This is a genomic window from Bradyrhizobium sp. 27S5, assembly GCF_037217225.1.
GTDB classification, from domain to species: domain Bacteria; phylum Pseudomonadota; class Alphaproteobacteria; order Rhizobiales; family Xanthobacteraceae; genus Bradyrhizobium; species Bradyrhizobium septentrionale.
The window spans coordinates 6,418,346-6,442,185 of record NZ_CP147714.1 but is presented as its reverse complement, the minus strand read 5'-3'; the positions used below and the strand labels follow the sequence as shown (position 1 = coordinate 6,442,185).

Annotated in this window: 25 protein-coding genes; 17 read left to right on the top strand and 8 right to left on the bottom strand. The window is 65.3% G+C overall.

The annotated features are described in order from the left end of the window. Window positions 1–84: 84 nt before the first annotated feature. From hflK to WDM24_RS30465, 4 genes are all read left to right on the top strand, one after another. On the top strand, window positions 85–1,224 hold the full coding sequence (hflK, locus tag WDM24_RS30480; RefSeq protein WP_166304991.1) for an FtsH protease activity modulator HflK: 1,140 nt from the start codon (window positions 85–87) through the stop codon (window positions 1,222–1,224). Continuing rightward, a complete protein-coding gene (hflC, locus tag WDM24_RS30475) occupies window positions 1,221–2,120 on the top strand; it encodes a protease modulator HflC (protein ID WP_166304994.1) in 900 nt (299 codons plus the stop codon). Before hflK ends, hflC begins: the two co-directional genes overlap by 4 nt. Before the next feature lie 109 nt (window positions 2,121–2,229). Further along, window positions 2,230–2,430, top strand: a complete 201-nt coding sequence (locus WDM24_RS30470; RefSeq protein ID WP_029078835.1) for a DUF2065 domain-containing protein — start codon at window positions 2,230–2,232, stop codon at window positions 2,428–2,430. A 168-nt stretch (window positions 2,431–2,598) separates the two neighbouring features. Further along, a complete protein-coding gene (locus WDM24_RS30465; protein ID WP_166304997.1) occupies window positions 2,599–4,101 on the top strand; it encodes a Do family serine endopeptidase in 1,503 nt (500 codons plus the stop codon). Window positions 4,102–4,273: 172 nt separating this feature from the next. Here the strand turns inward: WDM24_RS30465 and serB are convergent, their stop codons facing one another. Next, the gene (serB, locus tag WDM24_RS30460; RefSeq protein ID WP_338828394.1) at window positions 4,274–5,179 is read right to left on the bottom strand and encodes a phosphoserine phosphatase SerB; all 906 of its coding nucleotides are present in this window, start codon (window positions 5,177–5,179) and stop codon (window positions 4,274–4,276) included. On the opposite strand from serB, the gene miaA reads away from it, so the two are divergent. From miaA to ilvC, 8 genes are all read left to right on the top strand, one after another. Further along, entirely contained in the window at window positions 5,178–6,107 is a 930-nt protein-coding gene (miaA, locus tag WDM24_RS30455) for a tRNA (adenosine(37)-N6)-dimethylallyltransferase MiaA (protein WP_338691236.1), read from the top strand. The genes serB and miaA overlap by 2 nt on opposite strands. A 378-nt stretch (window positions 6,108–6,485) precedes the next feature. Further along, on the top strand, window positions 6,486–8,261 hold the full coding sequence (locus WDM24_RS30450) for an acetolactate synthase 3 large subunit (protein WP_338691230.1): 1,776 nt from the start codon (window positions 6,486–6,488) through the stop codon (window positions 8,259–8,261). 14 nt (window positions 8,262–8,275) lie between these two features. Continuing rightward, complete coding sequence (locus WDM24_RS30445) at window positions 8,276–9,262, top strand: threonine dehydratase (protein ID WP_338691229.1); 987 nt, start codon at window positions 8,276–8,278, stop codon at window positions 9,260–9,262. Between the two features lie 21 nt (window positions 9,263–9,283). Beyond that, a complete protein-coding gene (gene ilvN / locus WDM24_RS30440) occupies window positions 9,284–9,826 on the top strand; it encodes an acetolactate synthase small subunit (RefSeq protein WP_016841057.1) in 543 nt (180 codons plus the stop codon). A gap of 3 nt (window positions 9,827–9,829) precedes the next feature. Further along, the gene (locus WDM24_RS30435) at window positions 9,830–10,525 is read left to right on the top strand and encodes a class I SAM-dependent methyltransferase (RefSeq protein WP_166215076.1); all 696 of its coding nucleotides are present in this window, start codon (window positions 9,830–9,832) and stop codon (window positions 10,523–10,525) included. Window positions 10,526–10,560: 35 nt separating this feature from the next. Beyond that, the gene (locus WDM24_RS30430) at window positions 10,561–11,439 is read left to right on the top strand and encodes an EamA family transporter (RefSeq protein WP_338691221.1); all 879 of its coding nucleotides are present in this window, start codon (window positions 10,561–10,563) and stop codon (window positions 11,437–11,439) included. Window positions 11,440–11,446: 7 nt separating this feature from the next. Next, window positions 11,447–12,055 carry a LysE family translocator gene (locus tag WDM24_RS30425; protein ID WP_338828393.1) on the top strand — a complete coding sequence of 203 codons (609 nt, stop codon included), beginning with the start codon at window positions 11,447–11,449 and terminating at the stop codon, window positions 12,053–12,055. A 150-nt stretch (window positions 12,056–12,205) separates the two neighbouring features. Further along, on the top strand, window positions 12,206–13,225 hold the full coding sequence (gene ilvC / locus WDM24_RS30420; RefSeq protein ID WP_029078826.1) for a ketol-acid reductoisomerase: 1,020 nt from the start codon (window positions 12,206–12,208) through the stop codon (window positions 13,223–13,225). Window positions 13,226–13,390: 165 nt separating this feature from the next. Here the strand turns inward: ilvC and WDM24_RS30415 are convergent, their stop codons facing one another. The 3 genes from WDM24_RS30415 to WDM24_RS30405 all read right to left on the bottom strand — a co-directional run bounded on the left by WDM24_RS30415 (window position 13,391) and on the right by WDM24_RS30405 (window position 15,804). Further along, complete coding sequence (locus WDM24_RS30415) at window positions 13,391–13,828, bottom strand: DUF2336 domain-containing protein (RefSeq protein WP_338828392.1); 438 nt, start codon at window positions 13,826–13,828, stop codon at window positions 13,391–13,393. After that, window positions 13,822–14,496 carry a DUF2336 domain-containing protein gene (locus WDM24_RS30410; protein WP_338828391.1) on the bottom strand — a complete coding sequence of 225 codons (675 nt, stop codon included), beginning with the start codon at window positions 14,494–14,496 and terminating at the stop codon, window positions 13,822–13,824. Before WDM24_RS30410 ends, WDM24_RS30415 begins: the two co-directional genes overlap by 7 nt. Before the next feature lie 288 nt (window positions 14,497–14,784). Further along, entirely contained in the window at window positions 14,785–15,804 is a 1,020-nt protein-coding gene (locus WDM24_RS30405; protein WP_338828390.1) for an adenylate/guanylate cyclase domain-containing protein, read from the bottom strand. Window positions 15,805–15,945: 141 nt separating this feature from the next. Between WDM24_RS30405 and WDM24_RS30400 the strand changes: the two genes are divergently transcribed. Further along, window positions 15,946–16,332, top strand: coding sequence for a lysozyme inhibitor LprI family protein (locus tag WDM24_RS30400; RefSeq protein WP_338691212.1), 387 nt, complete (start codon window positions 15,946–15,948; stop codon window positions 16,330–16,332). A 28-nt stretch (window positions 16,333–16,360) separates the two neighbouring features. After that, window positions 16,361–16,594, top strand: coding sequence for a hypothetical protein (locus WDM24_RS30395; protein ID WP_166305020.1), 234 nt, complete (start codon window positions 16,361–16,363; stop codon window positions 16,592–16,594). 22 nt (window positions 16,595–16,616) lie between these two features. Here the strand turns inward: WDM24_RS30395 and WDM24_RS30390 are convergent, their stop codons facing one another. After that, window positions 16,617–17,237 (bottom strand): hypothetical protein, encoded by a 621-nt coding sequence (locus tag WDM24_RS30390; protein WP_338828389.1) that lies wholly within the window; start codon window positions 17,235–17,237, stop codon window positions 16,617–16,619. 110 nt (window positions 17,238–17,347) lie between these two features. Between WDM24_RS30390 and WDM24_RS30385 the strand changes: the two genes are divergently transcribed. Continuing rightward, window positions 17,348–18,061, top strand: a complete 714-nt coding sequence (locus tag WDM24_RS30385; protein WP_338691210.1) for a TetR/AcrR family transcriptional regulator — start codon at window positions 17,348–17,350, stop codon at window positions 18,059–18,061. 166 nt (window positions 18,062–18,227) lie between these two features. Continuing rightward, window positions 18,228–19,937, top strand: a complete 1,710-nt coding sequence (locus WDM24_RS30380; RefSeq protein WP_338828388.1) for a sulfatase-like hydrolase/transferase — start codon at window positions 18,228–18,230, stop codon at window positions 19,935–19,937. Between the two features lie 5 nt (window positions 19,938–19,942). Here the strand turns inward: WDM24_RS30380 and WDM24_RS30375 are convergent, their stop codons facing one another. From WDM24_RS30375 to WDM24_RS30365, 3 genes are all read right to left on the bottom strand, one after another. Continuing rightward, window positions 19,943–21,505 carry an ABC transporter permease/substrate-binding protein gene (locus WDM24_RS30375; protein ID WP_338828387.1) on the bottom strand — a complete coding sequence of 521 codons (1,563 nt, stop codon included), beginning with the start codon at window positions 21,503–21,505 and terminating at the stop codon, window positions 19,943–19,945. After that, on the bottom strand, window positions 21,502–22,290 hold the full coding sequence (locus WDM24_RS30370; RefSeq protein WP_338828386.1) for an ATP-binding cassette domain-containing protein: 789 nt from the start codon (window positions 22,288–22,290) through the stop codon (window positions 21,502–21,504). Before WDM24_RS30370 ends, WDM24_RS30375 begins: the two co-directional genes overlap by 4 nt. Window positions 22,291–22,443: 153 nt before the next feature. Then, on the bottom strand, window positions 22,444–22,659 hold the full coding sequence (locus tag WDM24_RS30365; protein WP_166215098.1) for a hypothetical protein: 216 nt from the start codon (window positions 22,657–22,659) through the stop codon (window positions 22,444–22,446). Between the two features lie 229 nt (window positions 22,660–22,888). On the opposite strand from WDM24_RS30365, the gene WDM24_RS30360 reads away from it, so the two are divergent. Then, window positions 22,889–23,725, top strand: coding sequence for a hypothetical protein (locus tag WDM24_RS30360; RefSeq protein ID WP_029078817.1), 837 nt, complete (start codon window positions 22,889–22,891; stop codon window positions 23,723–23,725). Window positions 23,726–23,840: the final 115 nt, after the last annotated feature.

The following is a 23,840-nucleotide window of genomic DNA, read 5'->3' as shown; positions in this document are numbered from 1 at the left end:
TTGTAAGGGCCCTAGCGGTCCCCTATAACCGGGCCGGACATTCGAGGCCGGACGTCCCGTCCGGACTTGTCGAGGAGATGTTTGATGCCGTGGAAAAATCAAGGCGGGGGGCCCTGGGGCTCGGGTCCGAAAGGGCCGTGGGGCACCGGTCCGCAGTCAGCCGGGCCGAGGCCGCCGGATCTTGAGGATCTGCTGCGGCGCGGCCAGGACCGGCTGCAGCAGTGGCTGCCCGGCGGTCATTTCAGCGGCATGGGCGTCGCGCTGGTGCTGGTCGCCGCGCTGGCGATCTGGTTCGCGACCGGCATCTTCCGTGTGCAGTCCGAAGAGCTTGGCGTCGTCCTGCGCTTCGGCAAGTATGTCCGCGATGCGCAGCCGGGCCTGCGCTATCACCTGCCATATCCAATCGAGACGGTGCTGCTGCCGAAGGCGCTGCGCGTCAACACGATCTCGATCGGTATGACCCTGATCGACGATCCCGCTCGCCGCGGCCGCACCATGCGTGACGTGCCGGAGGAGAGCCTGATGCTGACCGGCGACGAAAACATCGTCGACGTCGACTTCACCGTGCTGTGGCGTATCAAGCCGGGCGGGGCCGGCGCCTATCTGTTCAACATCCAGAATCCCGAAGGCACGGTGAAGGCGGTTGCCGAAAGCGCGATGCGTGAGGTGATCGGCCGCTCGCAGATCCAGCCGATCCTGACCGGGGCGCGCAACGTCACCGAGCAGAACGTCCAGGAACTGATGCAGAAGACGCTCGACGGCTACAGCGCGGGTATCCAGATTGCGCAGGTGCAGATGCAGAAGGTCGACCCGCCGGCTCAAGTGATCGACGCATTCCGCGACGTGCAGGCGGCGCGCTCCGACCTCGAGCGCAAACAGAACGAGGCGCAGACCTACGCCAACCGGGTCGTGCCGGATGCGCGTGGTCGTTCCGCGCAGATCCTGCAGGCGGCCGAAGGTTACAAGGAGCAGGCGGTCGCCGAGGCCAAGGGCCAGAGCGCCCGTTTCCTGAAGGTCTATGAAGAGTACAAGAAGGCACCCGACGTGACGCGCGAGCGCATCTATCTGGAGACCATGGAAAAGGTGCTCGGCAGCTCCGAGAAGCTGGTCTATGACGGCGGCCAGGGCCAGAACATCGTGCCCTATCTTCCGCTCGGCGAGTTGACGCCGCGGCGTCCGGCGGCAGCACCGGCCACGACCGGCCAGCAGGGAGCCACCCGATGAGGTCCCCTGTCACCGGCATTGTGTCCCTGATCATCCTCTTCATCGTTCTTGCCGTCGGCTACAGCTCGGTGTTCACCGTGCAGCAGACCGAGCAGACCATCGTCCTGCGGTTCGGCGAGCCGGTCGATGTCGTCACCGATCCCGGGCTGCACTTCAAGGCGCCGTGGAATTCGGTGATCAATGTCGACAAGCGCATCCTCGATCTCGAAAACCCGTCGCAGGAGGTGATCGCCTCCGACCAGAAGCGGCTGGTGGTCGACGCCTTCGCGCGCTATCGCATCAAGAATGCGCTGCGCTACTACACCAGCGTCGGCTCGATCCAGGCTGCCAATTTGCAGCTGACCACACTGTTGAACGCGTCGCTGCGCCGCGTGCTCGGCGAGGTCAGCTTCATCACGGTGGTGCGTGACGAACGCGAGCGGCTGATGTCGCGGATCCGCGAGCAGCTCGACAAGGAGGCTGACGGATACGGCATCGAGGTCGTCGACGTCAGGATCCGCCGCGCCGACCTGCCGGAGCAGAACAGCCAGGCGGTCTACGACCGGATGAAGACCGAGCGTCAGCGCGAGGCGGCCGAGTTCCGTGCCCAGGGTGACCAGAAGGCGCAGGAGATCCGCTCGAAGGCCGATCGCGAAGCAACCGTGATCGTCGCGGAGGCGAACTCCACCGCGGAGCAAACCCGCGGTGCGGGCGACGCCGAGCGCAACCGGTTGTTCGCCGAGGCCTACGGCAAGGACAAGGACTTCTTCGCATTCTATCGCTCGATGACGGCCTACGAGAACAGCCTCAAGTCCGGCGACACGCGTTTCCTGTTGCGGCCGGACTCGGAATTCTTCAGATACTTCGGCAGCGCCAACGGCAGGCTGCCTGAGGCGGCCGCCGCGCCGAAACAGTAACCTCACGACTTGAACTTCACTGCGTGAACATCATGATTTGGTGGCGATGCGGACAACGCGTCGCCGCCACTCAAACAACAACAAGCATCGAGCGGGAGGCTGCCATCCGATGAAGTCCATAGCGTTCGGCGACTTCCTCATCGGTCTGGGAATCCTGTTCGTGCTCGAAGGCATCTTGTTCGCGGCAAGTCCCGCCTGGATGCGCCGGGCGATGAAGAGTGCGCTGGCGACACCCGACAATTTGCTGCGTATCGTCGGCATCGGTTCGGCGGTCGCAGGCCTGGTTCTGATCTGGGCGGTGCGACGCTGAGCGTTGCATGTTCCGTCGCGCCGATCGTGCCGGAATGAACATAATCGTGAGCCTCTTGCGGCCGGTTTTTCGCCGAAATATCCGGCTGAGATGCTTGCGCCGCCCGCCCGTTCGGGCGCACTCTGTAACCAGCTGATTTCGAACCCGATTGCTTGGAGAACTTCCGACATGACCGCTGCCAGACCAGCCCTGAGCCGTCGCCTCCGCATGGTGGGAGCCGCGATCTCGATCGGTGCTGCGAGCATGCTGAGCTCTGTGCCGGCGTTCGCGCGTGGTCCAGACGGCATCGCCGACATCGCCGAGAAGGTGATCGACGCGGTCGTCAATATCTCGACGTCGCAGACGATCGAGGCCAACAAAGGCGGCGGCGCGATGCCGCAGCTGCCGCCGGGCTCGCCGTTCGAGGAATTCTTCGACGACTTCTTCAAGAACCGCCGCGGGCCGCCCGGCAAGGGCGGCGACAAGAGCGGCGAGTTCCAGCCGCGCAAGACCAACTCGCTCGGCTCGGGCTTCATCGTCGATACCGCGGGTATCGTCGTCACCAACAACCATGTCATCGCCGACGCCGACGAGATCAACGTCATCCTCAACGACGGCACCAAGATCAAGGCCGAGTTGGTCGGCGTCGACAAGAAGACCGACCTTGCGGTCCTCAAGTTCAAGCCGCCGAAGCCGCTCGTCGCGGTCAAGTTCGGCGACAGCGACAAGATCCGTCTCGGCGACTGGGTGGTCGCGATCGGCAACCCGTTCAGCCTCGGCGGCACCGTGACCGCGGGCATCGTCTCGGCCAAGAACCGCGACATCAGCCAGGGGCCGTATGACAGCTACATCCAGACCGACGCCGCCATCAATCGCGGCAATTCCGGCGGTCCGCTGTTCAACCTCGAAGGCGAGGTGATCGGCGTCAACACGCTGATCATCTCCCCGACCGGCGGTTCGATCGGTCTCGGTTTCGCCGTGCCGTCGAAGACGGTGGCCGGCGTCGTCGACCAGTTGCAGAAGTTCGGCGAATTGCGCCGTGGCTGGCTCGGCGTGCGCATCCAGCAGGTCACCGACGAGATCGCCGACAGCCTCAACATCAAGCCGGCGCGTGGCGCGCTGGTCGCCGGCGTCGACGACAAGGGCCCGGCCAAGCCGGCCGGCATCGAGCCCGGCGACGTCGTCGTCAAGTTCGACGGCAAGGACGTCAAGGACCCGAAGGATCTGTCGCGCATCGTCGCCGACACCGCGGTCGGCAAGGAAGTCGACGTCGTCATCATCCGCAAGGGCAATGAGGAGACCCGCAAGGTCACGCTCGGCCGGCTCGAGGACAATGACAAGGTTCAGCAGGTCAACGCCAAGTCGAAGGACGACACCGCCGAGAAGCCGGTGACCCAGAAGGCGCTCGGTCTCGACCTCGCGGCGCTGAGCAAGGACCTGCGTACCAAGTACAAGATCAAGGACAGCGTGAAGGGCGTCGTCGTCACCGGCGTTGACGGCAATTCCGACGCCGCCGAGAAGCGGCTGTCGGCCGGCGACGTCATCGTCGAGGTGGCGCAGGAGGCGGTGGCGAGCGCCGCCGACATCAAGAAGCGCGTCGACCAGCTGAAGAAGGACGGCAAAAAGTCCGTGCTGCTGCTGGTCTCGAACGGCGACGGCGAACTGCGCTTCGTCGCGCTCGGCGTGCAGTAACGGCGCGCGCTGACGCCTGATTCTGTCATCCCCCGCGAAAGCGGGGGATCCAGTACGCCGCGGCCGCTCTTGTTGAGGAAGTGGGCAACGGCTTTTCTAGATAGCCGGCATCGGTGGTTATGGGTCCCGGCTCCGTGCGCAAGCGCGCACTCGGCCGGGACGACGCCAAGGATCACCCCTCCACGAACTCATCCCGCCGATAGCCCTGCGCGTACAACAGCGCGGTGAGATCGCCGTGGTCGATCCGCACTGCGGCTGCGGCTGCGACCGCCGGCTTGGCGTGATAGGCGACGCCGAGGCCTGCGGCCTGGATCATGCCGAGATCGTTGGCGCCGTCGCCCACCGCCAGCGTGTCGATATCGTCGAGGTCGAACGATTCCGTGAGCTCGATCAGGGTGGCGAGCTTGGTTGCGCCGCCGAGGATCGGCTCGACCACTTCGCCGGTCAGCTTGCCGTTCTCGACCTGCAGCTGGTTGGCGCGGTTCTCCTGGAATCCGACCTTCGCCGCGACCACGCTGGTGAACAGGGTGAAGCCACCCGAGATCAGGCAGCTATAGGCGCCGTGTGCGCGCATGGTCATGACGAGGTCGCGACCGCCCGGGGTCAGCGTGATGCGCTTGTCCAGCACCTCGTCGACCACGCTGACCGGCAGGCCCTTGAGCAGTGCGACGCGCTCCCGCAGCGCCGACTCGAACTCGATCTCGCCGCGCATCGCCCGCTCGGTGATGTCAGCGACATGGGCTTTCAGCCCGGCGAAGTCGGCGAGCTCGTCGATGCACTCCTGGCCGATCATGGTGGAATCCATGTCGGCCAGAAAAAGCTTCTTGCGCCGGCCGATCCGAGGCTGCACGACAACGTCGATCGGCAGGTCGCTGCGGGCCCGGCGCAGGCGCTGCTCGATCGCCTTGATGTCGTCCCTGCCGGCGTCCTGGCTCTCGAAGGGAATGTCGACGGCGACTTCGTTGAACAGCCACTGCGCCGGGCCGGGTGAGGGCAGCACGGCCCGCGCACCGTCGACGATGGTGGAGTCGAGCGCGGGGCTTGCAGGATTGCAGATCAGCGTGGCAACGAGGGACATGCAGGCGCATTCGGGATTGTTGGACAAGGCAGTGCTTATCGCAGGGCCGACCGCCAGCGGCAAGTCGGCCCTGGCGCTCGCGCTCGCGCAGCGCACCGGCGGGGTCGTGATCAACACCGACTCCATGCAGGTCTATCGCGATCTGAGAATCATCACCGCGCGGCCGACGGCGGGCGAGGAGGCGCTGGTTCCGCATCAGCTCTACGGCCATGTCGACGCCGGCGTGAATTTCTCCGCCGGCGCCTGGGTGACTGACGCGGCCAGGGTGCTCGGCGAGGCCCGTGCGGACAAACGCCTGCCGATCTTCATCGGTGGCTCAGGCCTGTATTTCAAGGCGCTGACGCGCGGGCTGTCGGCGGTACCGCCGATCCCGGCCGAGGTGCGCGACGGCGTCCGCGCCAGGCTGGAGCAGCACGGCGTCGAGGTGCTGCATGCCGAGCTTGCCGAGCGCGACCCGGTGTCGGCCGAGCGGCTGAAGCCGCGCGACCGCACCCGCATCGCGCGCGCGCTCGAGGTCGTCGAGGCCACCGGCCGCCCGCTGCCGGACTGGCATCGCGAGGGCCTGCCGCCGCTGCTGCCGCCGGGCCAATTCCACGCGGTGTTTCTCGCGCCGGAGCGAGATTGGCTTTATGCGCGGATCGACGCGCGGTTCGGCGCGATGCTCGATGCCGGTGCGCTCGACGAGGTCGCCGCATTGGCGGCGCGCGGGCTTGATCCGCTGCTGCCGGCCATGAAGGCGCACGGCGTTCCGGGGCTGATCCGGCACCTGAAGGGGGAGATCAGCCGGGAGGAGGCCGCCGAGATCGGCCGCGCCGACACCCGCCATTACGCCAAGCGCCAGTTCACCTGGTTCCGCCACCAGCTCCCCGAGTTCGAATGGGTGGCGCCCGAGGCGGCGAAGGAATGGCTGCAAGAGCGGACCTCGTAGCCCGGATGGAGCCCGCTCCGCCGGGCCCGTGGCGGCGCGCGCCCGTCTGCCATGCGCATTGCGCCGCGCAAAAATGCTCGCCGAATGGCTGGAACCCCGTTACACTCCAAAAATCGCGAAAGTGCCTGCCTTGCCTTGACATTCGGGCTTTGGCCGCTATGTTCGCGCAACCTTTGGGAAGACTGGGTCATATCGTGCGCAACATTATTACCAAACTCCTTATCGCCGTCGTACCCAGGCACACCGCCGGGGATGGCTAGCGGCCATCCAAATTCGGGCGGTGTGCATGGGGCCTCTGGGGCCCCTTTTTATTGCCCGAAACCGAACTGACGAGAACTGACAAAAGCCGCGCAAAAACAAGCGCATCCGGAGCGAACCATGACCGACAAGAGCCACGATCCAAATCAGATGACCGGCGCCGCGATGATCGTGCGCGCGCTCATCGATCACGGCGTGCAGCATGTCTTCGGCTATCCCGGCGGTGCGGTGCTTCCGATCTATGACGAGATTTTCCAGCAGAGCGAGGTCGAGCACATCCTGGTCCGCCATGAGCAGGGCGCCGGCCATGCCGCCGAGGGCTATGCGCGCTCGACCGGCAAACCCGGCGTGGTGCTGGTGACGTCGGGTCCCGGCGCCACCAACATGGTGACGCCGCTGACCGATGCGCTGATGGATTCGATCCCGCTGGTCTGCATCACCGGCCAGGTGCCGACCCATCTGATCGGTAACGACGCCTTCCAGGAGTGCGACACGGTCGGCATCACGCGGCCCTGCACCAAGCACAACTGGCTGGTGCGCGATGTCAACGACCTCGCCAAGGTGCTGCACGAGGCCTTCTACGTCGCCACCACCGGCCGGCCCGGCCCGGTCGTGGTCGACGTGCCGAAGGACGTGCAGTTCGCGACCGGCACCTATCATCCGCCGCGCAAGTCGGACGTGCACATCTCCTACACGCCGCGCGTGAAGGGCGACGCGACCCAGATCCGCAAGGCGGTGGCGCTGCTCGCCAATGCCAAACGTCCGGTGATCTATTCCGGCGGCGGCGTGATCAATTCGGGCTCCGAGGCCTCGCAACTGCTGCGCCAGCTGGTGGAGGCGACCGGCTTCCCGATCACCTCGACCCTGATGGGGCTGGGCGCCTATCCGGCGTCGGGGCCGAACTGGCTCGGCATGCTCGGCATGCACGGCACCTACGAAGCCAACATGACCATGCATGATTGCGACGTCATGCTGTGCGTCGGCGCGCGCTTCGACGACCGCATCACCGGCCGCACCGACGCGTTCTCGCCGGGCTCGAAGAAGATCCACATCGACATCGACCCATCCTCGATCAACAAGAACATCCGCGTCGACGTGCCGATCATCGGCGACGCCGGTAACATACTCGGCGACTTGCTGCAGGTGTTCAAGGCGGAAGCCAAAAAGCCCGACATCAAGGCGTGGTGGCAGCAGATCGCGCAATGGCGCGCGCGCAAGTCGCTGTCCTACAAGAAGAACAACGATATCATCCTGCCGCAATATGCGATCCAGCGCCTGTTCGAGCTGACCCGCGGCAAGGACACCTACATCACGACCGAAGTCGGTCAGCACCAGATGTGGGCCGCGCAGTTCTTCGGCTTCGAGGAGCCGCACCGCTGGATGACCTCCGGCGGTCTCGGCACCATGGGCTACGGCCTGCCGGCCGCGGTCGGCGTCCAGGTGGCGCATCCGGACAGCCTGGTGATCGACATCGCCGGCGACGCTTCGGTGCAGATGACGATCCAGGAGATGTCGACGGCGGTCCAGTTCGAGCTGCCGATCAAGATCTTCATCCTGAACAACCAGTACATGGGCATGGTGCGGCAGTGGCAGCAGCTATTGCACGGCAACCGTCTGTCGCATTCGTACTCGGAGGCGCTGCCGGACTTCGTCAAGCTCGCCGACGCTTATGGCTGCGTCGGCCTGCAGGCGACCAAGCCTTCCGATCTCGACGGCGCGATCAAGGAGATGATCTCGATCAAGCGTCCGGTGCTGTTCGACTGCCGCGTCGCCGCGCTGGAGAACTGCTTCCCGATGATCCCGTCGGGCAAGGCGCATAACGAGATGCTGCTGCCGGAAGAAGCCACCGATGAGGCCACCGCGAGGGCCTTCGCGGGTGGCAAGGCGCTGGTGTGAGGTGAGGACGGATCATGTTTGACCTCAACGAGCTCGAGCGCGCGCACAGGATCGTCGGCACCGCGGTGCCGGCGACGCCGGCGCATGCCTGGCCGCTGCTGGCCGAGCGGCTCGGCGCCGAGGTCGTGGTCAAGCATGAGAACCACACCCCGACCGGCGCCTTCAAGGTGCGCGGCGGGCTGGTCTATCTCGAACGTCTGAAGCGCGAGCGGCCCGATGTGCCCGGCATCATCTCGGCGACGCGCGGCAATCATGGTCAGAGCCTGGCCTTTGCCGCGGGCCGTCACGGCGTGCCGGCGACAATCTATGTGCCGCGTGGCAACTCGGTCGAGAAGAACCGCGCCATGCACGCGTTTGGCGCCGAACTGGTCGAGCACGGCGAGGATTTTCAGGCGGCGCGGGAAGAGGCCGAGCGCCGCGCTCAGTTCGCCGGCCTGCACATGGTGCCGTCGTTCCACCCGGACCTGGTGCTCGGCGTTGCGACCTATGCGCTCGAACTGTTCCGCACCGCGCCCGACCTCGACATTCTCTACGTGCCGATCGGGCAGGGCTCCGGCATCTCGGGCTGCATCATGGCGCGCGACCTGCTCGGGCTGAAGACCGAGATCGTCGGCGTGCAGTCGACCGAGGCGCCGTCCTATGCGCTGTCGCTTGCGGCCGGAAAGATCGTGACCACCGAGACCAGCAACACCCTTGCCGACGGCATGGCGACGCGGATTCCGGACGCGGACGCGTTCGCCCTGATCCGCAAGGGCGCATCCCGCATCGTGCAGGTCACCGACGACGAGGTCGGGCAGGCGATCCGCGCCTACTGGACCGACACCCATAATCTCGCCGAGGGCGCAGGTGCTGCGGCGCTTGCGGCTGCGCTGCAGGAAAAGACCAGGCTCGCCGGCAAGCGGGTCGGCCTGATCCTGAGCGGCGGCAATATCGATTTCGATCTGTTCCGGACCTGGATCGGGACGGATGCCGCGCCGGCCGCCCAGCGGGCGGTGGCGTGAAAAGCATGTAAGGGGACGACCATGAACCAGCCCGCATCCGCCTACTTCCTCGAAGAGCGCCACGATCCCAACGAGACGCACACGCTGTCGGTGCTCGTGCAGAACGAGCCCGGCGTGCTCGCGCGCGTGATCGGGCTGTTCTCCGGCCGCGGCTACAACATCGAGAGCCTTACCGTCTCGGAGACCGAGAGCCAGAAGCACCTCTCGCGGATCACGATCGTCACCACGGGTACGCCGATGGTGATCCAGCAGATCAAGCATCAACTCGACCGCATGATCCCGGTCTACCGCGTCGTCGACATGACGCTGACCGGCAGCTCGATCGAGCGCGAACTTGCGATGGTCAAGGTGAGGGGCGGTGGCGATCACCGCGTCGAGGCGCTGCGGCTGGCGGACGCGTTCCGCGCCCGGGTGATCGATGCCACGACCGAGAGCTTCGTGTTCGAGATCACGGGCAACTCGTCCAAGATCAGTCAGTTCATCGACCTGATGCGCCCGCTGGGGCTGGTCGAGGTGTCACGAACCGGGGTGGCCGCGATCACGCGCGGGCCGGAAGGGATGTGAATCATGCTGGCGCGCGACTGGTACTACACCCAACGGCGGCAGGTCGGTCTCGATACCGCGGTGGCCTCGATCTATGACGTCAGCGAGGACAGCGACGTCCGTGCCCGTCAGGCGCTGACCATGCTCGGCGCCAAGCCGGGCTGGCGGATCGCCGATATCGGCTGCGGCAACGGGGTGCTGGCGACCGAGGCGGCGCTGCTGGGCGCCGAGGTCGACGCCATCGACATCTCGCCCGCGATGATCGGGCTCGCCGAAATCTATGCGCGCGACCGCAAGGCGAAGATCCGGACCCAGCCGGCCGGCCTGCTGTCGTTCGCATATCAGCCGAATTCCTACGACCTGATCGTCAGCGAGTTCACGCTGCATCATTTGCCCGACTTTTGGAAGGCGGTGGCGCTGTCGCGGATCTTCAACGCCCTGAAGCCCGGCGCGAACTTCTATCTGCGCGACATGGTGTTCGTCAGCATGCCCGACGGCGTCGATCGCGATGTCGAAGGGTGGGCCGATTTCTCGATCAAGAATCACGATTTCGAGCGCGAAAGCGTGATCACCCACATGCGCGACGAATACTCGACCTTCGGCTGGGTGATGGAGCGCATGCTGACCGAGACCGGTTTCACGCTGGTCTCCGTCGATTACCACGCGCCGCTGCACGGTACCTACCTGCTGCGCAAACCGATGCCGGACCAACAAATCTAGATCCCGACCGTAACGGAAGCAAAAGAAGAACAACAATGAAGCCGGCCGATGTTGGCATCGCCGTCATGGTCGCGGTGATCTGGGGACTTGCGTTCGTGGCAAGCCGGATCGCGCTCGATGAGCTGCCGCCCGAATTGATGACGGCGCTGCGCTTCGGCATCGCGGCCCTGCCGTGCCTGTTGCTGCGCAAGCCGCGCCAGGTCTCGTGGCCGCTCCTGATCGGAATCAGCCTCACCTTGTTCCTCGGCCAATTCCTTGCGCAGTCGATCGCAATCGCCCATGGCGTGCCGGTCGGGCTCACCAGCGTGATCGTGCAGAGCCAGGCGCTGTTCACCATCGGCTTTGCCGCGCTGCTGTTCGGCGAATTGCCGTCGCGGCCGCAGACCGTCGGCATCGCCATCGCCGCGATCGGCCTGCTGATGATCTGCGGCACCGTCGGCTACGATTTCAGCGTCACCGCCTTTGCCATCCTGATGATCTCGCCGGTCTCGTTCGCAATCGGAAACCTGCTGCTGCGGCCGGCGCAGGGCGCGCGGATGTTCGATCTGTTCGCATGGCTGTGCCTGTGCGCGGCGGTCCCGTTGTTCGGCCTGTCGCTGCTGACGCTGGGCGCGAAGCCGATCTGGCAGTCGCTGTCGCATCTGTCGCCGGCCGGCATTGTCTCGATGCTGTTTGTCGGCGCCATTTCCACCAGCATCGCCTATTGGCTTTGGGGCCGGCTGCTGCGGGATTATCCGGCGGCGCAGGTGGTGCCGTTCGCGCTGCTGGTGCCGTTCGTCGGCTCCGCCGCCTCCAGCGTCGTGTTCGGCGAGAAGTTCGGGCCGCTGCGGCTGGCCGGCATGGTCACTGTCATCGCCGGCATCGCCGTGATGCTGCTGTCGAAACGGCCAAAAACTCTGCCGAAAGTCGCGTGAGGGCACAATGTCGAATTCGCTGCTGTTCGCCTTTGTCGTGTTCGCGGTCGTGATGTTCTTCACGCCGGGCCCCAACAACATCATGCTGCTGTCGTCGGGGCTGACCTATGGCTTCCGCCGCACCGTGCCGCACATCGTCGGCATCACGGTCGGCTTCGCCTTCATGGTCGGGGCGGTCGGGGTCGGGTTAGGGGCGGTCTTCATCGCCTATCCGGTGCTGCAGACGATCCTGAAATATGGCGGCGTGGCCTACGTGGTCTATCTCGCCGCCGTCATCGCCATGGCCGAGCCGCCCTCGGCGGACAAGGACGACAAGGGCGGCCGCGGCCCGATGACGTTCTGGGGCGCGGCCATGTTCCAGTGGATCAATGCCAAGGGCTGGGTGATGGTGATCGGCACCATCACGGCCTATGCGGCGATCGCTGCCTTTCCGTGGAACATCGCGATCCAGGTCGGCCTGAGCCTGATCCTGGGGACGGTGTCCTGCATCGTCTGGGCCTTGTTCGGCACCGCGCTGCGGCCGATCCTGACCTCGCCCCGGGCGATCCGTGCCTTCAACGTCGTCATGGCCATCCTGCTGTTGGCCTCGCTCTACCCGGTCTTCATGGACGCATGATGCCGCACCGCGCCATGCGAGATGGGGGTTTCCCCTGAGGGGGAAAATGCTCTAGACAACGCCGGAAATTCGCGGGCGCCCGGCGGTTCTGACCTTCCGAAAGCCTGATTCATCGGCCGATTTTGGCCCCCTTCAAACGAGGAAACCACGATGCGAGTTTACTACGATCGCGATGCCGACCTGAACCTGATCAAGGGCAAAAAGGTTGTTATCGTCGGCTATGGCAGCCAGGGCCACGCCCACGCGCTGAACCTGAAGGATTCCGGCGTCAAGGAAGTCGCCATTGCGTTGCGCAAGGGCTCGGCCTCGGCCAAGAAGGCGGAAGCCGCCGGCTTCAAGGTGATGGAAGTCGCCGAGGCCGCCAAGTGGGCCGACCTCGTGATGATGCTGACCCCGGACGAGCTGCAGGGCGACATCTATCGCGAGCACCTGCACGACAACATGAAGAAGGGCGCGGCGCTCGTGTTCGCCCACGGCCTCAACGTGCACTTCAACCTGCTCGATCCGCGCGCCGACCTCGACGTGCTGATGATCGCGCCGAAGGGCCCCGGCCACACCGTGCGCTCGGAATATCAGCGCGGCGGCGGCGTGCCCTGCCTGATCGCGATCGCCAAGGATTCCTCGGGCAATGCCCATGACCTCGGCCTCAGCTACGCCTCGGCGATCGGCGGCGGCCGCGCCGGCATCATCGAGACCACCTTCAAGGAAGAGTGCGAGACCGACCTGTTCGGCGAGCAGGTGGTGCTCTGCGGCGGCCTGGTCGAGCTGATCAAGGGCGGCTACGAGACGCTGGTCGAGGCCGGCTACGCGCCCGAGATGGCCTATTTCGAGTGCCTGCACGAAGTGAAGCTGATCGTCGACCTGATCTATGAAGGCGGTATCGCCAACATGAACTACTCGATCTCCAACACCGCCGAATATGGCGAGTACGTCACCGGTCCGCGCATCGTCACGGCCGAGACCAAGGCGGAGATGAAGCGCGTGCTCGCCGACATCCAGGGCGGCAAGTTCGCCCGCGACTGGATGCTGGAGAACAAGGTCAACCAGACCTCGTTCAAGGCGACCCGCGCCAAGCTCGCCCAGCACCCGATCGAGGAAGTCGGCGCCAAGCTGCGCGACATGATGCCCTGGATCAAGAAGGGCGCGCTGGTCGACAAGACCAAGAACTAAGCGCTGGACGCGAACTTAGGGCGGGTTAGCGAAGCGTAACCCGCCGCTGCTTCGCCTCGGCATGGTGGGTTACGCCTTCGGCTAACCCACCCTACGCATCAAATCAAAAAGGGTGGGCAAACGCGTTGCCCACCCTTTTTCGTTGTCACGACGACGTAGCGGCAGTTAACCCGCCGCGATCGGCTGCTTCTCGATCCTGTTGTGCAGCTGCCAGAACCGCACGGTGCGCTGTGCGGTCTCCAGCGACAGCCGCCGGTAATCGCGCTGTGCGATCTCGAGCGTTGCGTTGTCGATCGAATGCGGCAGCGGCCGCTTGCGCAGGATGCTTTCGACCGTCGGCCAGTTCAGCCGTGCCGAACGGCACGGGATCAGGATCAGGTCAGAGCGCAGCCCGAGCATCAGGCGTTCGATCATCGCGATCGGCATGTCGTTGAGCACGGCGAGCGCGACCGTGACCTCGTCGAACTTGCCGGATTCGGCGAACTTGTAGACGGCCGCGTCATCGAGCTCGTTCAGCTGCTTCATCAGCTTGACCAGCTCTTCGGCGATGCCGTAGTTGCGGCGCGGAGCAGCGGCCTCTTCCTGCGCGATGTCGTTCAGCACCTGGCTGATTTCTCGCGCGCCTTGGGCGACGCGATCGCGAGCAGGCGGGCGCGCACCGTATCCTTGGCGCGCTGCAGCAGGTCGCGCAGCAGCTTGGCTGGAATGTCGATGCGCAGCCCGAGGATCTCGACCAGCTCGTCATCGCCTGCGGCGCGGGCGACGATCGAGGAATAGCCGTTGTCCGAGAACTGCGCGCCGGCGTTGTTGGCGAGCCGCCGGATCACTCTGTCTTCGCCGCGGTCGATGATCACGTCGGTGACGGAGGCGGGCAGGTTTTCCCGCGCCGAGATCGCGAACAGATGATCCTGTCCCTTGCTGCTCGCGATCTCGCGCAGTGCGTCGCTTGAGAGGCGGCTGGAGTGGGTCAGTACGTCGACCGCGACGCCGATGTCGTCGTCCCAGGCGAGGTGCTGAATCACCTCAAACGGCGCGTAGTCGAGCGGTGCGAGCCGCTTGCTGAGCTCGGCCCGCGCCCGCGTCTCTACGCGCGCGACGAGCAGGCAGAGCACGTCGTCGAACACCTTGACCTGTTCATCGTTGAGGCGGTCGCCGTCGTTCAGGAACAGATCGGTGACCTGCCGCAGCGTCTGCACGCGCTTGGCGGATGTCCCGTCCCTGACCGCATCTTCGAGTTCGGCAATAATCGATTGTGACGCCTGTTGCGCCATCGATGGGCAACCTTGTTTTTGTTGAATGACACCTGATCTGCACCATGCAGGGCGCGGTCTTACACGTGCGTTAAGGTGGAACCCGGTGCAAATACGGGTGCATCGCATCCTTAACAGGGCGCGACCGGACACGATGCAATTTACGCTTTCGACGGAGCCGTCGGAGCTAGAGCTTCGGTTCTGATTGAATCAGAACCGAAGCTCTGGCTTCTTGTTATGACGCGTTTTCTTCACGCGAACCGGTGCCCACTTCGCTCGAAAGCGCTCTAATGCGCATTAAGAGATTATTTAGGACGACGCACGCCGCGCGACGGCAAAGATGTCGATCGATGCGGCGCGCCCGCGCAATTGCGTCCAGCCGAGCGGCTCGATGACGAAATCCTGTTCCGAAGGCAGCAGGCGAAGCAACTCGCCCGAGATCAGCAGCGGCCGGCCGGCCTCCTTGCAATGCGCCTGCAGCCGCGCCGTGACGTTCACGGTGTCGCCGAAATAGGCGATCTGCCGCCGCGAGTCCCCGCATTCGCCGATCACGACCGGACCGGCATGCATTCCGGCCCGAAATGCGGGCACCACGCCGAACTCCTTGCGATAGTGATCGGCCCGCCTAGCCAAGCGGTCCTCGATCGCGAACACGCAGTCGAGATAGCGCCGCGATGTCTCGTCCGCACCGGCCGGCCATGTCACGATGACCTCGTCGCCGACATAGGCATGCACCTCGCCGCCATGCGCCACGATCGCGTCGTCGATGTCGAAGAAGAAGCGCGTCAAGAGCTCCTGCACGCGCAGTTCGCCCATCGCCTCCGCCAGCGACGTCGAGCCGACCAGGTCGAGAAACAGCAGCACGCGCTCCTCGCGCACCGGTCGGCGGTAGCGCCCGAGCACGACATTGAGCAGCGTCCGACCGCCGATCATCCGGACCAACTCGTAGATCGTCGTGATCGGGATCGACATCAAGAGGCCGACGCCGATGATCTTCAGGAAGGTGTCGCGAATCCACTTCGCCTCGAGCCCATGCCCGTACAGAACGATCTCCAGCACGATCGCGGCGACTGCGACGATGGCGGCCAGGATCACGGAGCGGCCGATCAACTCGACAATGAGCGGCCGCCGCCGCAGCCAGCCGCCGCGCGCGACCAGATAGAGATGCGACGCCCAGACGATCAGGGAGATGGCGGCGCCCTCGAGGGCGCTGCGCGAATAGTTCGCGACCGAGGCCTCGTCGGATTCATCGAAGGCGTAGCGAAACAGTCCGCCGACGAGCAGACCGAACACGGCCAGAACGATCGCAGGCGTCACCGCGCGCCGCATGGTCCCTCCACATCCATGAAATATCCTGCGCGGATCGGGAAGGCTAGCGGTTGCACGGCGCGGTCGGGGGTGAACGGGATACGCTGCAGCGGCACTAATGTATGGTTCGATGGCGGGGTTCGATCGGAAAGGGACGGCGGCATGAAAACGGTGTTTAAGCTAAGGCCTCTGCTCACGGCCGTGTTCGTCACCGCCCTCGCAGCGGCGGCTCATGCCGGCGACCAGGGTGATCCCGAGCCGTCCTGCGACGGCAACACCTACCAGATGGTCGAATGCCTGAAGGCCAAGACCGCGCAGTGGGACAAACGGATGAACGTCGCCTATCAGCAGGCGCTGAAGGATGCCGCCGGCGACAAGCAGCGCGAACAGCTCCGCACCGCGCAACGGCTGTGGATCCAGTACCGTGACGCCAATTGCCTGTATTACGACCTCGGCGAGGGCACCATCGCCCGCCTCGATGCCGGCGAATGCATGCGCAGCATGACCGAGACCCGGGCCAAGGAACTGGAGAATCTTGGCCATCAGTGAGCCATGTTCCGGTGTCACGACCGCGATCATGACCGACGGAAAAAGCCAGGACGAACTGACCCAGCTCGCGGAGGACGCGCTGCGCGCCCAGCCCGGCTGCGAGACCGCGCGCGTGCCGGCGGTCGCCGCGCTGCCCGATGCGCAGATCGGGCGCAATTGGGAGATTCCGAACGTCGTGCTCGGCGACAGCTTGATCAGCGACGTCGATCGCGCGGTGCTGTCGGTGCATCGCCGGCTTGGCCGCCAGTTTCACCTTGTGTGAGGGGACCTGATCCGGTCGTGCCTCAGTTCGCCGGCGCCCGGCGTGGCGCGGGCCGCGCGGCCATGCTGATCATCCTGAGCGCGAACACGACGGCAAGCGGCACCAGGAACAGCGCGTAAAGCGGCATCTCCGGAATCCGCTTGCCGAACGAGACCATGAACTGCAGCAGCAGATAATAGCCGCCGACCAGGTGCAGCGTGAGCCAGGCGCGCGGGCTCAGCATCGCAGCCGTGCGATCGAAAGAGGTCGCGGTCAGCGCGATGATGACGACATAGCCGATGCCGCCGAAGACGTACGACACCACCGAGGTCGCGGCCGCGAAGCCTGCCGGATCGAGCACCGCGAACGCGGCGATCGCGACCGCATGGATGGCGTGTGAGGCCGCGAAGGTGACGCCGAGGTAACGGCGATTGCGGCGCTGCCAGTGCGTCCAGGCGTTCGGCCAGAGCCGCGCCAGCGCGGCGGCCGAGAAGGCGAGGCAGAACAACAGCAGCGAGGTCCGCGCCGTGAAGCGGATCACCATCCGCACGCCCTCGACCTCGAACTGCCGCATCGCGGCGATCCAGATCGAAAGCCCGATCAGGGTCAGCGTGAGCAGGCCGAACAGCCGCCAGCCTTCGAACCAGTTTCGACCCGTCGCCATATCCCGCCTCCCGCTGTTGATGTAATCACCAGTTACATATCGCGGGTGCGGCAGGTCAATCTGTGTAATCGGTGCTTACATTCACAAGCGGGTGATGCTAGAGGTGCGCCATGCGCCGTCCCGCCAAGAGATCCCCCAGCAGCCAGCCTGCCGGACGCCGGTCGTCCAAGCCGCGTCCAGCGCGGGCGCCGGCGGCCAAGCCCTACCACCACGGCGACCTCCGCCGGGTCCTGATCGATGCCGCCATGCAACTGGTCGGCGAGGGCGGGCCGGAGGCGGTCAGCGTGCGCGAGGCCGCCCGCCGGGCCGGGGTCTCGCCGGGGGCACCGTTCCGGCATTTCCCGAGCCGAGACGCCCTGATGAAGGCCGTGGCGGAGGAGGCGCAGCGCCGCTTCCGCGCCGAGATCGGGGCCGCGCTGGCCGAGACGCCGCCGGACGATCCGCTCGGCCGCTTCCGCTGCCTCGGGATCGCCTATCTGCGCTGGGCGATGAAGAACCCGACCCATTTCGAGATCATCTCGAGCCGCCGCTTCTTCGACCACGACCGCTCGGCCGGCGTCTCCAGCGACAATGCCGAGCTGATCGGCTTGACCGAGCGCACGCTGGCCGAGGCATTTGCGGCCGGTCAGCTCGCCGCGCGCGATCTGAAGCAGGTCCAGATCGCCGGCCGCGCGCTGGTCTATGGCTTTGCGCGGATGCGCATCGACGGTCACTTGCCGCGCTGGGGCGTCGGCGAAACGGAGGTCGAACAGATGGCCGCTGACATCGTCGATCTCTTCATTGCGGGCATCGCGGGGAGCGCGGCGCCTGCGGCCAAGGTCTAAGGCGCGTTGCCTGCTGCGGCACTCCGGGGCGGGCAAATTCATTGCGCGTTCATGACGATTCAATTACGATTTTGTGACACGGCGCAGACACCGGCTGTGCGGTGTGCCTCCTGGCCATTGCCAGCCAAGGCCGTGCCATTGCGCCGGGTTGTATTGCGTCCCGCCCATGGCGCCCGCGCCTCAGCAAAACTCTTCCGTTGCCGCGCTCGCCGGCGGTCTCGCCGCGCTCGGCATCTGGCGGTTGATGGCGGTCGCCGCGCCGCATCTCGGCGCGCTGATCGTGATGCTGCGGACCGAGACCGATTTCGGCTCGCGGCTCTGCTTCCTGCTCACCTGGGGAATTCTCAACTTCCTGTTCATCGCGCTGCTGCGCCGGCCGGCGCTGTCTGGCGCGCTGTCGCTGACGCTGGTCGTGGTGCTGGTGCTGCTGTCGCGGTTCAAGCACGACGTGGTGCAGATGACCGCGAACTTCGTCGACCTGATGGTGATCGATCGCGACACCGCGGCGTTCCTGCTCACGATTTTTCCGAACCTGCGCTGGTCGATCGGCGCCGGCCTCGTCACGCTGCCTTTGATGTACGCGTTGTGGTGGCTCGATCCGTTCCGCATCCGCCGCCTGCCGGCCGCGGCCGCCTGCCTGGCCTGCACCGCGGCGCTCTCCGGCTATGCCTTCGCCTGGCCCGATGAAGCCTGGCGCGGCTATTACGACGACGGCTATCTGTCGAAATTCGCGCGCTCCGGCGTGACCGCGGTGTCCGACTTCGTCGCCTACGGCTTCATGGAGTCGGATCCAACCGCGAGCGAGCAGCTCAAGGTGCCGCTGGTCGACGCCTGCCATCCCGCCGGGCGACGGCCGAACATCATCATGATCCATGATGAATCGAGCTTCGACATCCGTGCCGCCTCCGGCATCAAGGTGCCGCCGGGCTATGGCAGCCAGTTCAAGTCCTATGACGGCGTCGAGCGCAAATTCCTCGCCGAGAGCAATGGCGGGCCGAGCTGGTTCACCGAGTACAACGTGCTGGCGGGATTGTCGTCGCGCTCGTTCGGCCGGTTCTCCTATTTCGTCACCCGCATCGCATCCGGCCGGGTCGCGCGCGGCCTGCCGCTGGCGCTGCGCCGCTGCGGCTACGAGACGCTCTCGCTGTATCCGGCGTTCGGCGCCTTCATGAGCGCGCGCAACTTCCAGACCACGACCGGCATCCAGCAGTTCTACGACGCGCATGATCTGCATGCCAAGGACGTCGAGCCCGACAGCTTCTTCTACGACAAGGCGCTGAAGCTGATGGCGGAGCAGAAGACATCGACCACGCCGCTGTTCACCTTCGTCTATCTCGCCGCCAACCATTTCCCGTGGGAGACCAAGTTCCGTCCGGACCTGCTGCCATCATGGAAGCGGCCGGGCAACACGCAGTCGGTCGACGAATATCTGCGCCGGCAGGCGATGAGCGCGACTGACTACGCCGGCTTCGTCGCGGCGCTGAAGAAGAAGTTCCCGTCGCAGCCGTTCCTGATCGTGCGCTATGGCGATCATCAGCCGGAGTTCTCGCCGCAGCTGCTGGATCCCAAGCTCGACGAGGCCGGCATCGGCAAGAAGCTGATGGATTACGATCCGCGCTACTACGCGACATATTACGCGATCGACGCCGTCAACTTCGAACCGGTGAAGAGCCCGGCGGTGATGGACACGATCGACGCCGCCTATCTGCCGCTGGTGATCCAGGAGGCCGCGGGCATTCCGCTCGATCCGTCGTTCGAGGAGCAGAAGGCCATCATGCTCCGCTGCAACGGCGTGTTCTATTCCTGCAAGGACGGCGCGGAAGCGCGCCGCTTTAACCGCATGTTGATCGACGCCGGGATCATCAAGGGGCTGTAGCGATCCTACGATTTTCCCCCGATCTTCTCCCACAGCCAGCGCGCCACGACGTCGGGCGACGATGATGCGTCATTGCCCGACGCACGCAGATTTGCCTCGCGCATCTCGGCGATGCCGATCTTGCCGAGCAGCGGCCGCAGCGCGGCCTTGAAGGCCTCGTCGTCGCGCCGCTTTGGCGACAGCAGCACGATCGCGTCATAGGGCGGAATGGCGTGCCTGTCGTCCGAGAGCGTGACCAGGTCGTATTTCGCGATCAGCCCGTCGCTGGTGTAGCCGGCGATGACGTCGACCTCGCCGGAGGCAACGGCGGCGTACATGAAATCCGGCTGCATCTGGCGCTGGCCGCGGAACGTCAGGCCGTAGGCCTTCTGGATGCCGGCCCATTCCGGCCGCGAGAAGAACTCATAGTCGCCGGCGATCGACATCGTCGGGGCGCGCGACGCCAGGTCGGCGATTGAGTGGATGCCGAGCTGGTCGGCGCGCTTCCTCGGCATCACCAGCGCATAGGCATTCTCGAAGCCGAGCTCGCCGAACAGCGTGATGTCCTGCTTCGCCAGCGTTGTCTTGAGCTCGCCCAGCAGCTCGGCGCGCGGCTTGATATCGGTATGGTGGAACTGGTTGGCCCACAGCGTGCCGGAATAGTCGATGTAGACATCGATATCGCCGGATGCGAGCGCGTCGAAGATCACGTTGGAGCCGAGGCCGGCGCGGGTCGTGGCCGAAAGGCCGGCGGCTTGCAGCCGCTGCGCGATCAATGCCGACAGCACATATTGCTCGGTGAAGGTCTTGGCGCCGACGACGTAGCGCGCATGTGGACGCGCGATCGCCGGGACCAGCGTTGCCGCGATCAGGGCGGCGATGCCGAGCCCGCCGAGCGCGGTCCGGATCCGGCTCCGGTTGCGCAGGCCGTTCTCGATCAGCGCCAGCAACTGGTCGACCACCAGCGCGAGCACGGCCGCGGCGAAGCAGCCGAACAGCACGAATACCCAGTTCTGGGTCTGCAGGCCTGCGAAGATATAGTTGCCGAGGCTGGTCTGGCCGATCGGCGTCGACAGTGTCGCGGTGCCGATCACCCACACCGCGGCGGTGCGGATGCCCGCCATTATCACCGGCAGCGCCAGAGGCAGCTCGACCATGGTGAGCGATTGCCGCGGCGTCATGCCGACGCCCTGGGCGGCCTCCAGCACGGCGGGGTCGACGCCCGACAGTCCGGTGATGGTGTTGCGCAGCACCGGCAGCATCGAATAGAGCGCGAGCGCCAGCACCGCGGGCAGGAAGCCGAAGGCAGAAAAGCTGAAGCCGAGCCACGCCGCCGTCAGCGCGGCGAGCGCCAGCAGCAGCGGATAGAACAGCGCAAGCAGCGCAAGACCGGGCACGGTCTGCACGATGCTGGCAAGCCCAAGCAGGGCGGTGCGCAGCACCGGCCGGTTGCGGGCGATGATCGCGAGCGGCAGGCTGATCAGAAGTCCGAGCGCCAGCGCGGCGACGCTGACCCGCACATGATTGCCGAGATAATCGGGCAGGTGGACAAGCGCCTCGCTCCACCGCGGATCGGCTGACAGGCTCATGCCGCGCCGTCCCGCGGCAGCAATGCGCCCAACCGCTCGGCCTGTCGCCGCGGCGTGCGCATGAGTTCGCCGACATAGACGTCGGTGCTGGCGGTGAGCTCAGCCGGCGTGCCCAGCGCCAGCAGCCTGCCGCCGCGCATCACCGCGACATGATCGGCAAGCAGCAAGGCCTCGGTCATGTCATGGGTGATCATGACCGTGGTCAGGCCGAGCTCGCGGTGCAGGGTTCGATAGTCGTCGCCGAGCGCGTCGCGGGTCAGCGGATCGAGCGCGCCGAACGGCTCGTCCATCAGCACGATGCGCGGCTTCGCAGCCAGCGCACGCGCGACGCCGACGCGTTGCCGTTGGCCGCCGGAGAGCTCGTGCGGCAGACGGTCGCGATATTGTGAGCGGTCGAGCCGCACGAGGTCGAGCAGTTCGTCGATCCGGGCCGAGATCTCCGGCTGGGGCCAGCCGAGAAGTTTTGGCGTGATGCCGATATTGCCGGCGACGGTGAGATGCGGAAACAGCCCGCCGCTCTGGAAGACATAGCCGATGCGGCGCCGCAGCAGGATCGGGTCGATGCGGCTGACGTCCTCGCCCTCAACGGCGATGTTGCCGCGATCGGCTTCGATCAGCCGGTTGGCGAGCCGGAGCAGCGTCGTCTTGCCCGAGCCCGAGCCGCCGACAACAGCCAGGAATTCGCCCTCGGCTACGTCAAGCGAGACGTCGTCGACCGCCACCACGCGACCATCGTCAAAACTCTTGCCGACATGCGCGTAGGCAATCAGCGGCGTTGCGGGCATTCCAGTGCAACCTCATGTCTCACCATCGTGAACGACAGTGATAGCCCATAAAACGGACTTTGACTTGAGGCGCAGCTGCGCCGCGTGGTCCCGCAGGCTGTTCCAGTCGGGCAACTGAAGTGGATCAGCCCCTTCGGGGGCTGTGAGCATACATCACACTTCGTTCTTGGGTACGTACTTGCCCATGATGCACTTGTAACTCTGCAGGTGCCATTCGTGATACGGCCCCTTGGCGAGCCAGTCGGCGATGCCGATTTGCGCATTCACTGCGCAGGCCCCCATGGTGATGCCGGATTGGTCACTGGTGGTAACGACCTTTTCCATACAGAGCTGAGAATTGCAGAGGATGGCGACGAGCGTAACGAGCATGATAGCCTTTATCGGTGGGGTTAACCCGGTCTGTACCGACTCATGCAGGGTTCATGCCACTATCAGCAGCCTTGACGTCGCGCCCGGCTAGACCGGGAAAGTACGGCTGGAGCGAATCACCGCGTCCGCCAGCGCGTAGCCGCACGCGCGCAGATACGCTATAGTTGCCGCCCAACTACGACGTGAGATCGGGGCCAGCGAGGGACGTTACGCGGTCGGGGCTGCATCGATGATGACGTTACCTGAGTTGGCGGCAGGTGCTTTGGAGAAGTTTCTCGCAACGCATGTGAGCCGCACCTTTGGAGCTTCGCAGGCGCGCTTCGGCGAACTGCTGCCGGCCGCCGCTCGCATCGCGCTGGAATGCATCGGCAACAGCGATGCGCTGTATCACAATGTCGAACATACGATGCTGGTCACGCTGGCCGGGCACGACATCATCCGCGGCCGCGCGCTGCACACCCACGTCACCGCCGAGGACTACACCCACACGATCATCGCCTGCCTGACCCACGACATCGGCTATGTACGCGGCCTGCTGAAGGGCGATGGGCCGGACGGCTACGTCATCGATGCCTCCGGCAAGAAGGTGGTGCTGCCGCGCGGCTCGTCGGATGCGGGCCTGATGCCGTATCATGTCGACCGCTCCAAGCTGTACGTGCTTGATAGACTCGAGGCCGTGCTTCCGCTCGATCGCGAGCGCGTCGCGCGCAACATCGAGGGGACGCGGTTTCCGGCGCCCGAAGGCCAGCAGTATGACGATGAGGCGGCGATCGTCCGGGCGGCCGATTTCATCGGACAGCTCGGCGATCCCAACTACATCAGGAAGGCCAACGCGCTTTATCACGAGTTCGAGGAAGTCGGCATCAACCGTCAGCTCGGCTATGAATCGCCGGCCGATATCGTCGACCGCTATCCGCAATTTTACTGGAATATGGTTGCGCCGCACATCCAGGGCGCCATCAACTGCCTGAACATGACGGCAAGCGGCCGCCAGTGGATCGCGAACCTCTACAGCAACGTGTTCCGCGCCGAGCGCGAGGTCACGCTGTCCGGCCCGCAGATCTGACGCCAGGCGCACGCGGGCCGCGGCCTTTCAGCACGGATCGCGCTTCCGTTCCCCGACCGTTCGCGGAGTCTCCACATTTAGGCCTGCTTCATCGTTGCACAGTCCGTGGAAATCA

What these genes read in the sequence shown, in the direction of transcription:
- WDM24_RS30365 (WP_166215098.1), bottom strand. Translation starts at nt 22,659, where the DNA reads ATGCTCGTTACGCTCGTCGCCATCCTCTGCAATTCTCAGCTCTGTATG.
- WDM24_RS30385 (WP_338691210.1), top strand. Translation starts at nt 17,348, where the DNA reads ATGCGCCGTCCCGCCAAGAGATCCCCCAGCAGCCAGCCTGCCGGACGC.
- miaA (WP_338691236.1), top strand. Translation starts at nt 5,178, where the DNA reads ATGCAGGCGCATTCGGGATTGTTGGACAAGGCAGTGCTTATCGCAGGG.
- WDM24_RS30445 (WP_338691229.1), top strand. Translation starts at nt 8,276, where the DNA reads ATGTTTGACCTCAACGAGCTCGAGCGCGCGCACAGGATCGTCGGCACC.
- WDM24_RS30430 (WP_338691221.1), top strand. Translation starts at nt 10,561, where the DNA reads ATGAAGCCGGCCGATGTTGGCATCGCCGTCATGGTCGCGGTGATCTGG.
- WDM24_RS30405 (WP_338828390.1), bottom strand. Translation starts at nt 15,804, where the DNA reads ATGCGGCGCGCGGTGACGCCTGCGATCGTTCTGGCCGTGTTCGGTCTG.
- hflC (WP_166304994.1), top strand. Translation starts at nt 1,221, where the DNA reads ATGAGGTCCCCTGTCACCGGCATTGTGTCCCTGATCATCCTCTTCATC.
- ilvC (WP_029078826.1), top strand. Translation starts at nt 12,206, where the DNA reads ATGCGAGTTTACTACGATCGCGATGCCGACCTGAACCTGATCAAGGGC.
- WDM24_RS30400 (WP_338691212.1), top strand. Translation starts at nt 15,946, where the DNA reads ATGAAAACGGTGTTTAAGCTAAGGCCTCTGCTCACGGCCGTGTTCGTC.
- hflK (WP_166304991.1), top strand. Translation starts at nt 85, where the DNA reads ATGCCGTGGAAAAATCAAGGCGGGGGGCCCTGGGGCTCGGGTCCGAAA.
- WDM24_RS30375 (WP_338828387.1), bottom strand. Translation starts at nt 21,505, where the DNA reads ATGAGCCTGTCAGCCGATCCGCGGTGGAGCGAGGCGCTTGTCCACCTG.
- WDM24_RS30410 (WP_338828391.1), bottom strand. Translation starts at nt 14,496, where the DNA reads ATGGCGCAACAGGCGTCACAATCGATTATTGCCGAACTCGAAGATGCG.
- WDM24_RS30425 (WP_338828393.1), top strand. Translation starts at nt 11,447, where the DNA reads ATGTCGAATTCGCTGCTGTTCGCCTTTGTCGTGTTCGCGGTCGTGATG.
- WDM24_RS30435 (WP_166215076.1), top strand. Translation starts at nt 9,830, where the DNA reads ATGCTGGCGCGCGACTGGTACTACACCCAACGGCGGCAGGTCGGTCTC.
- WDM24_RS30380 (WP_338828388.1), top strand. Translation starts at nt 18,228, where the DNA reads ATGGCGCCCGCGCCTCAGCAAAACTCTTCCGTTGCCGCGCTCGCCGGC.
- WDM24_RS30360 (WP_029078817.1), top strand. Translation starts at nt 22,889, where the DNA reads ATGATGACGTTACCTGAGTTGGCGGCAGGTGCTTTGGAGAAGTTTCTC.
- WDM24_RS30370 (WP_338828386.1), bottom strand. Translation starts at nt 22,290, where the DNA reads ATGCCCGCAACGCCGCTGATTGCCTACGCGCATGTCGGCAAGAGTTTT.
- WDM24_RS30465 (WP_166304997.1), top strand. Translation starts at nt 2,599, where the DNA reads ATGACCGCTGCCAGACCAGCCCTGAGCCGTCGCCTCCGCATGGTGGGA.
- WDM24_RS30470 (WP_029078835.1), top strand. Translation starts at nt 2,230, where the DNA reads ATGAAGTCCATAGCGTTCGGCGACTTCCTCATCGGTCTGGGAATCCTG.
- WDM24_RS30390 (WP_338828389.1), bottom strand. Translation starts at nt 17,237, where the DNA reads ATGGCGACGGGTCGAAACTGGTTCGAAGGCTGGCGGCTGTTCGGCCTG.
- WDM24_RS30450 (WP_338691230.1), top strand. Translation starts at nt 6,486, where the DNA reads ATGACCGACAAGAGCCACGATCCAAATCAGATGACCGGCGCCGCGATG.
- WDM24_RS30395 (WP_166305020.1), top strand. Translation starts at nt 16,361, where the DNA reads ATGACCGACGGAAAAAGCCAGGACGAACTGACCCAGCTCGCGGAGGAC.
- serB (WP_338828394.1), bottom strand. Translation starts at nt 5,179, where the DNA reads ATGTCCCTCGTTGCCACGCTGATCTGCAATCCTGCAAGCCCCGCGCTC.
- ilvN (WP_016841057.1), top strand. Translation starts at nt 9,284, where the DNA reads ATGAACCAGCCCGCATCCGCCTACTTCCTCGAAGAGCGCCACGATCCC.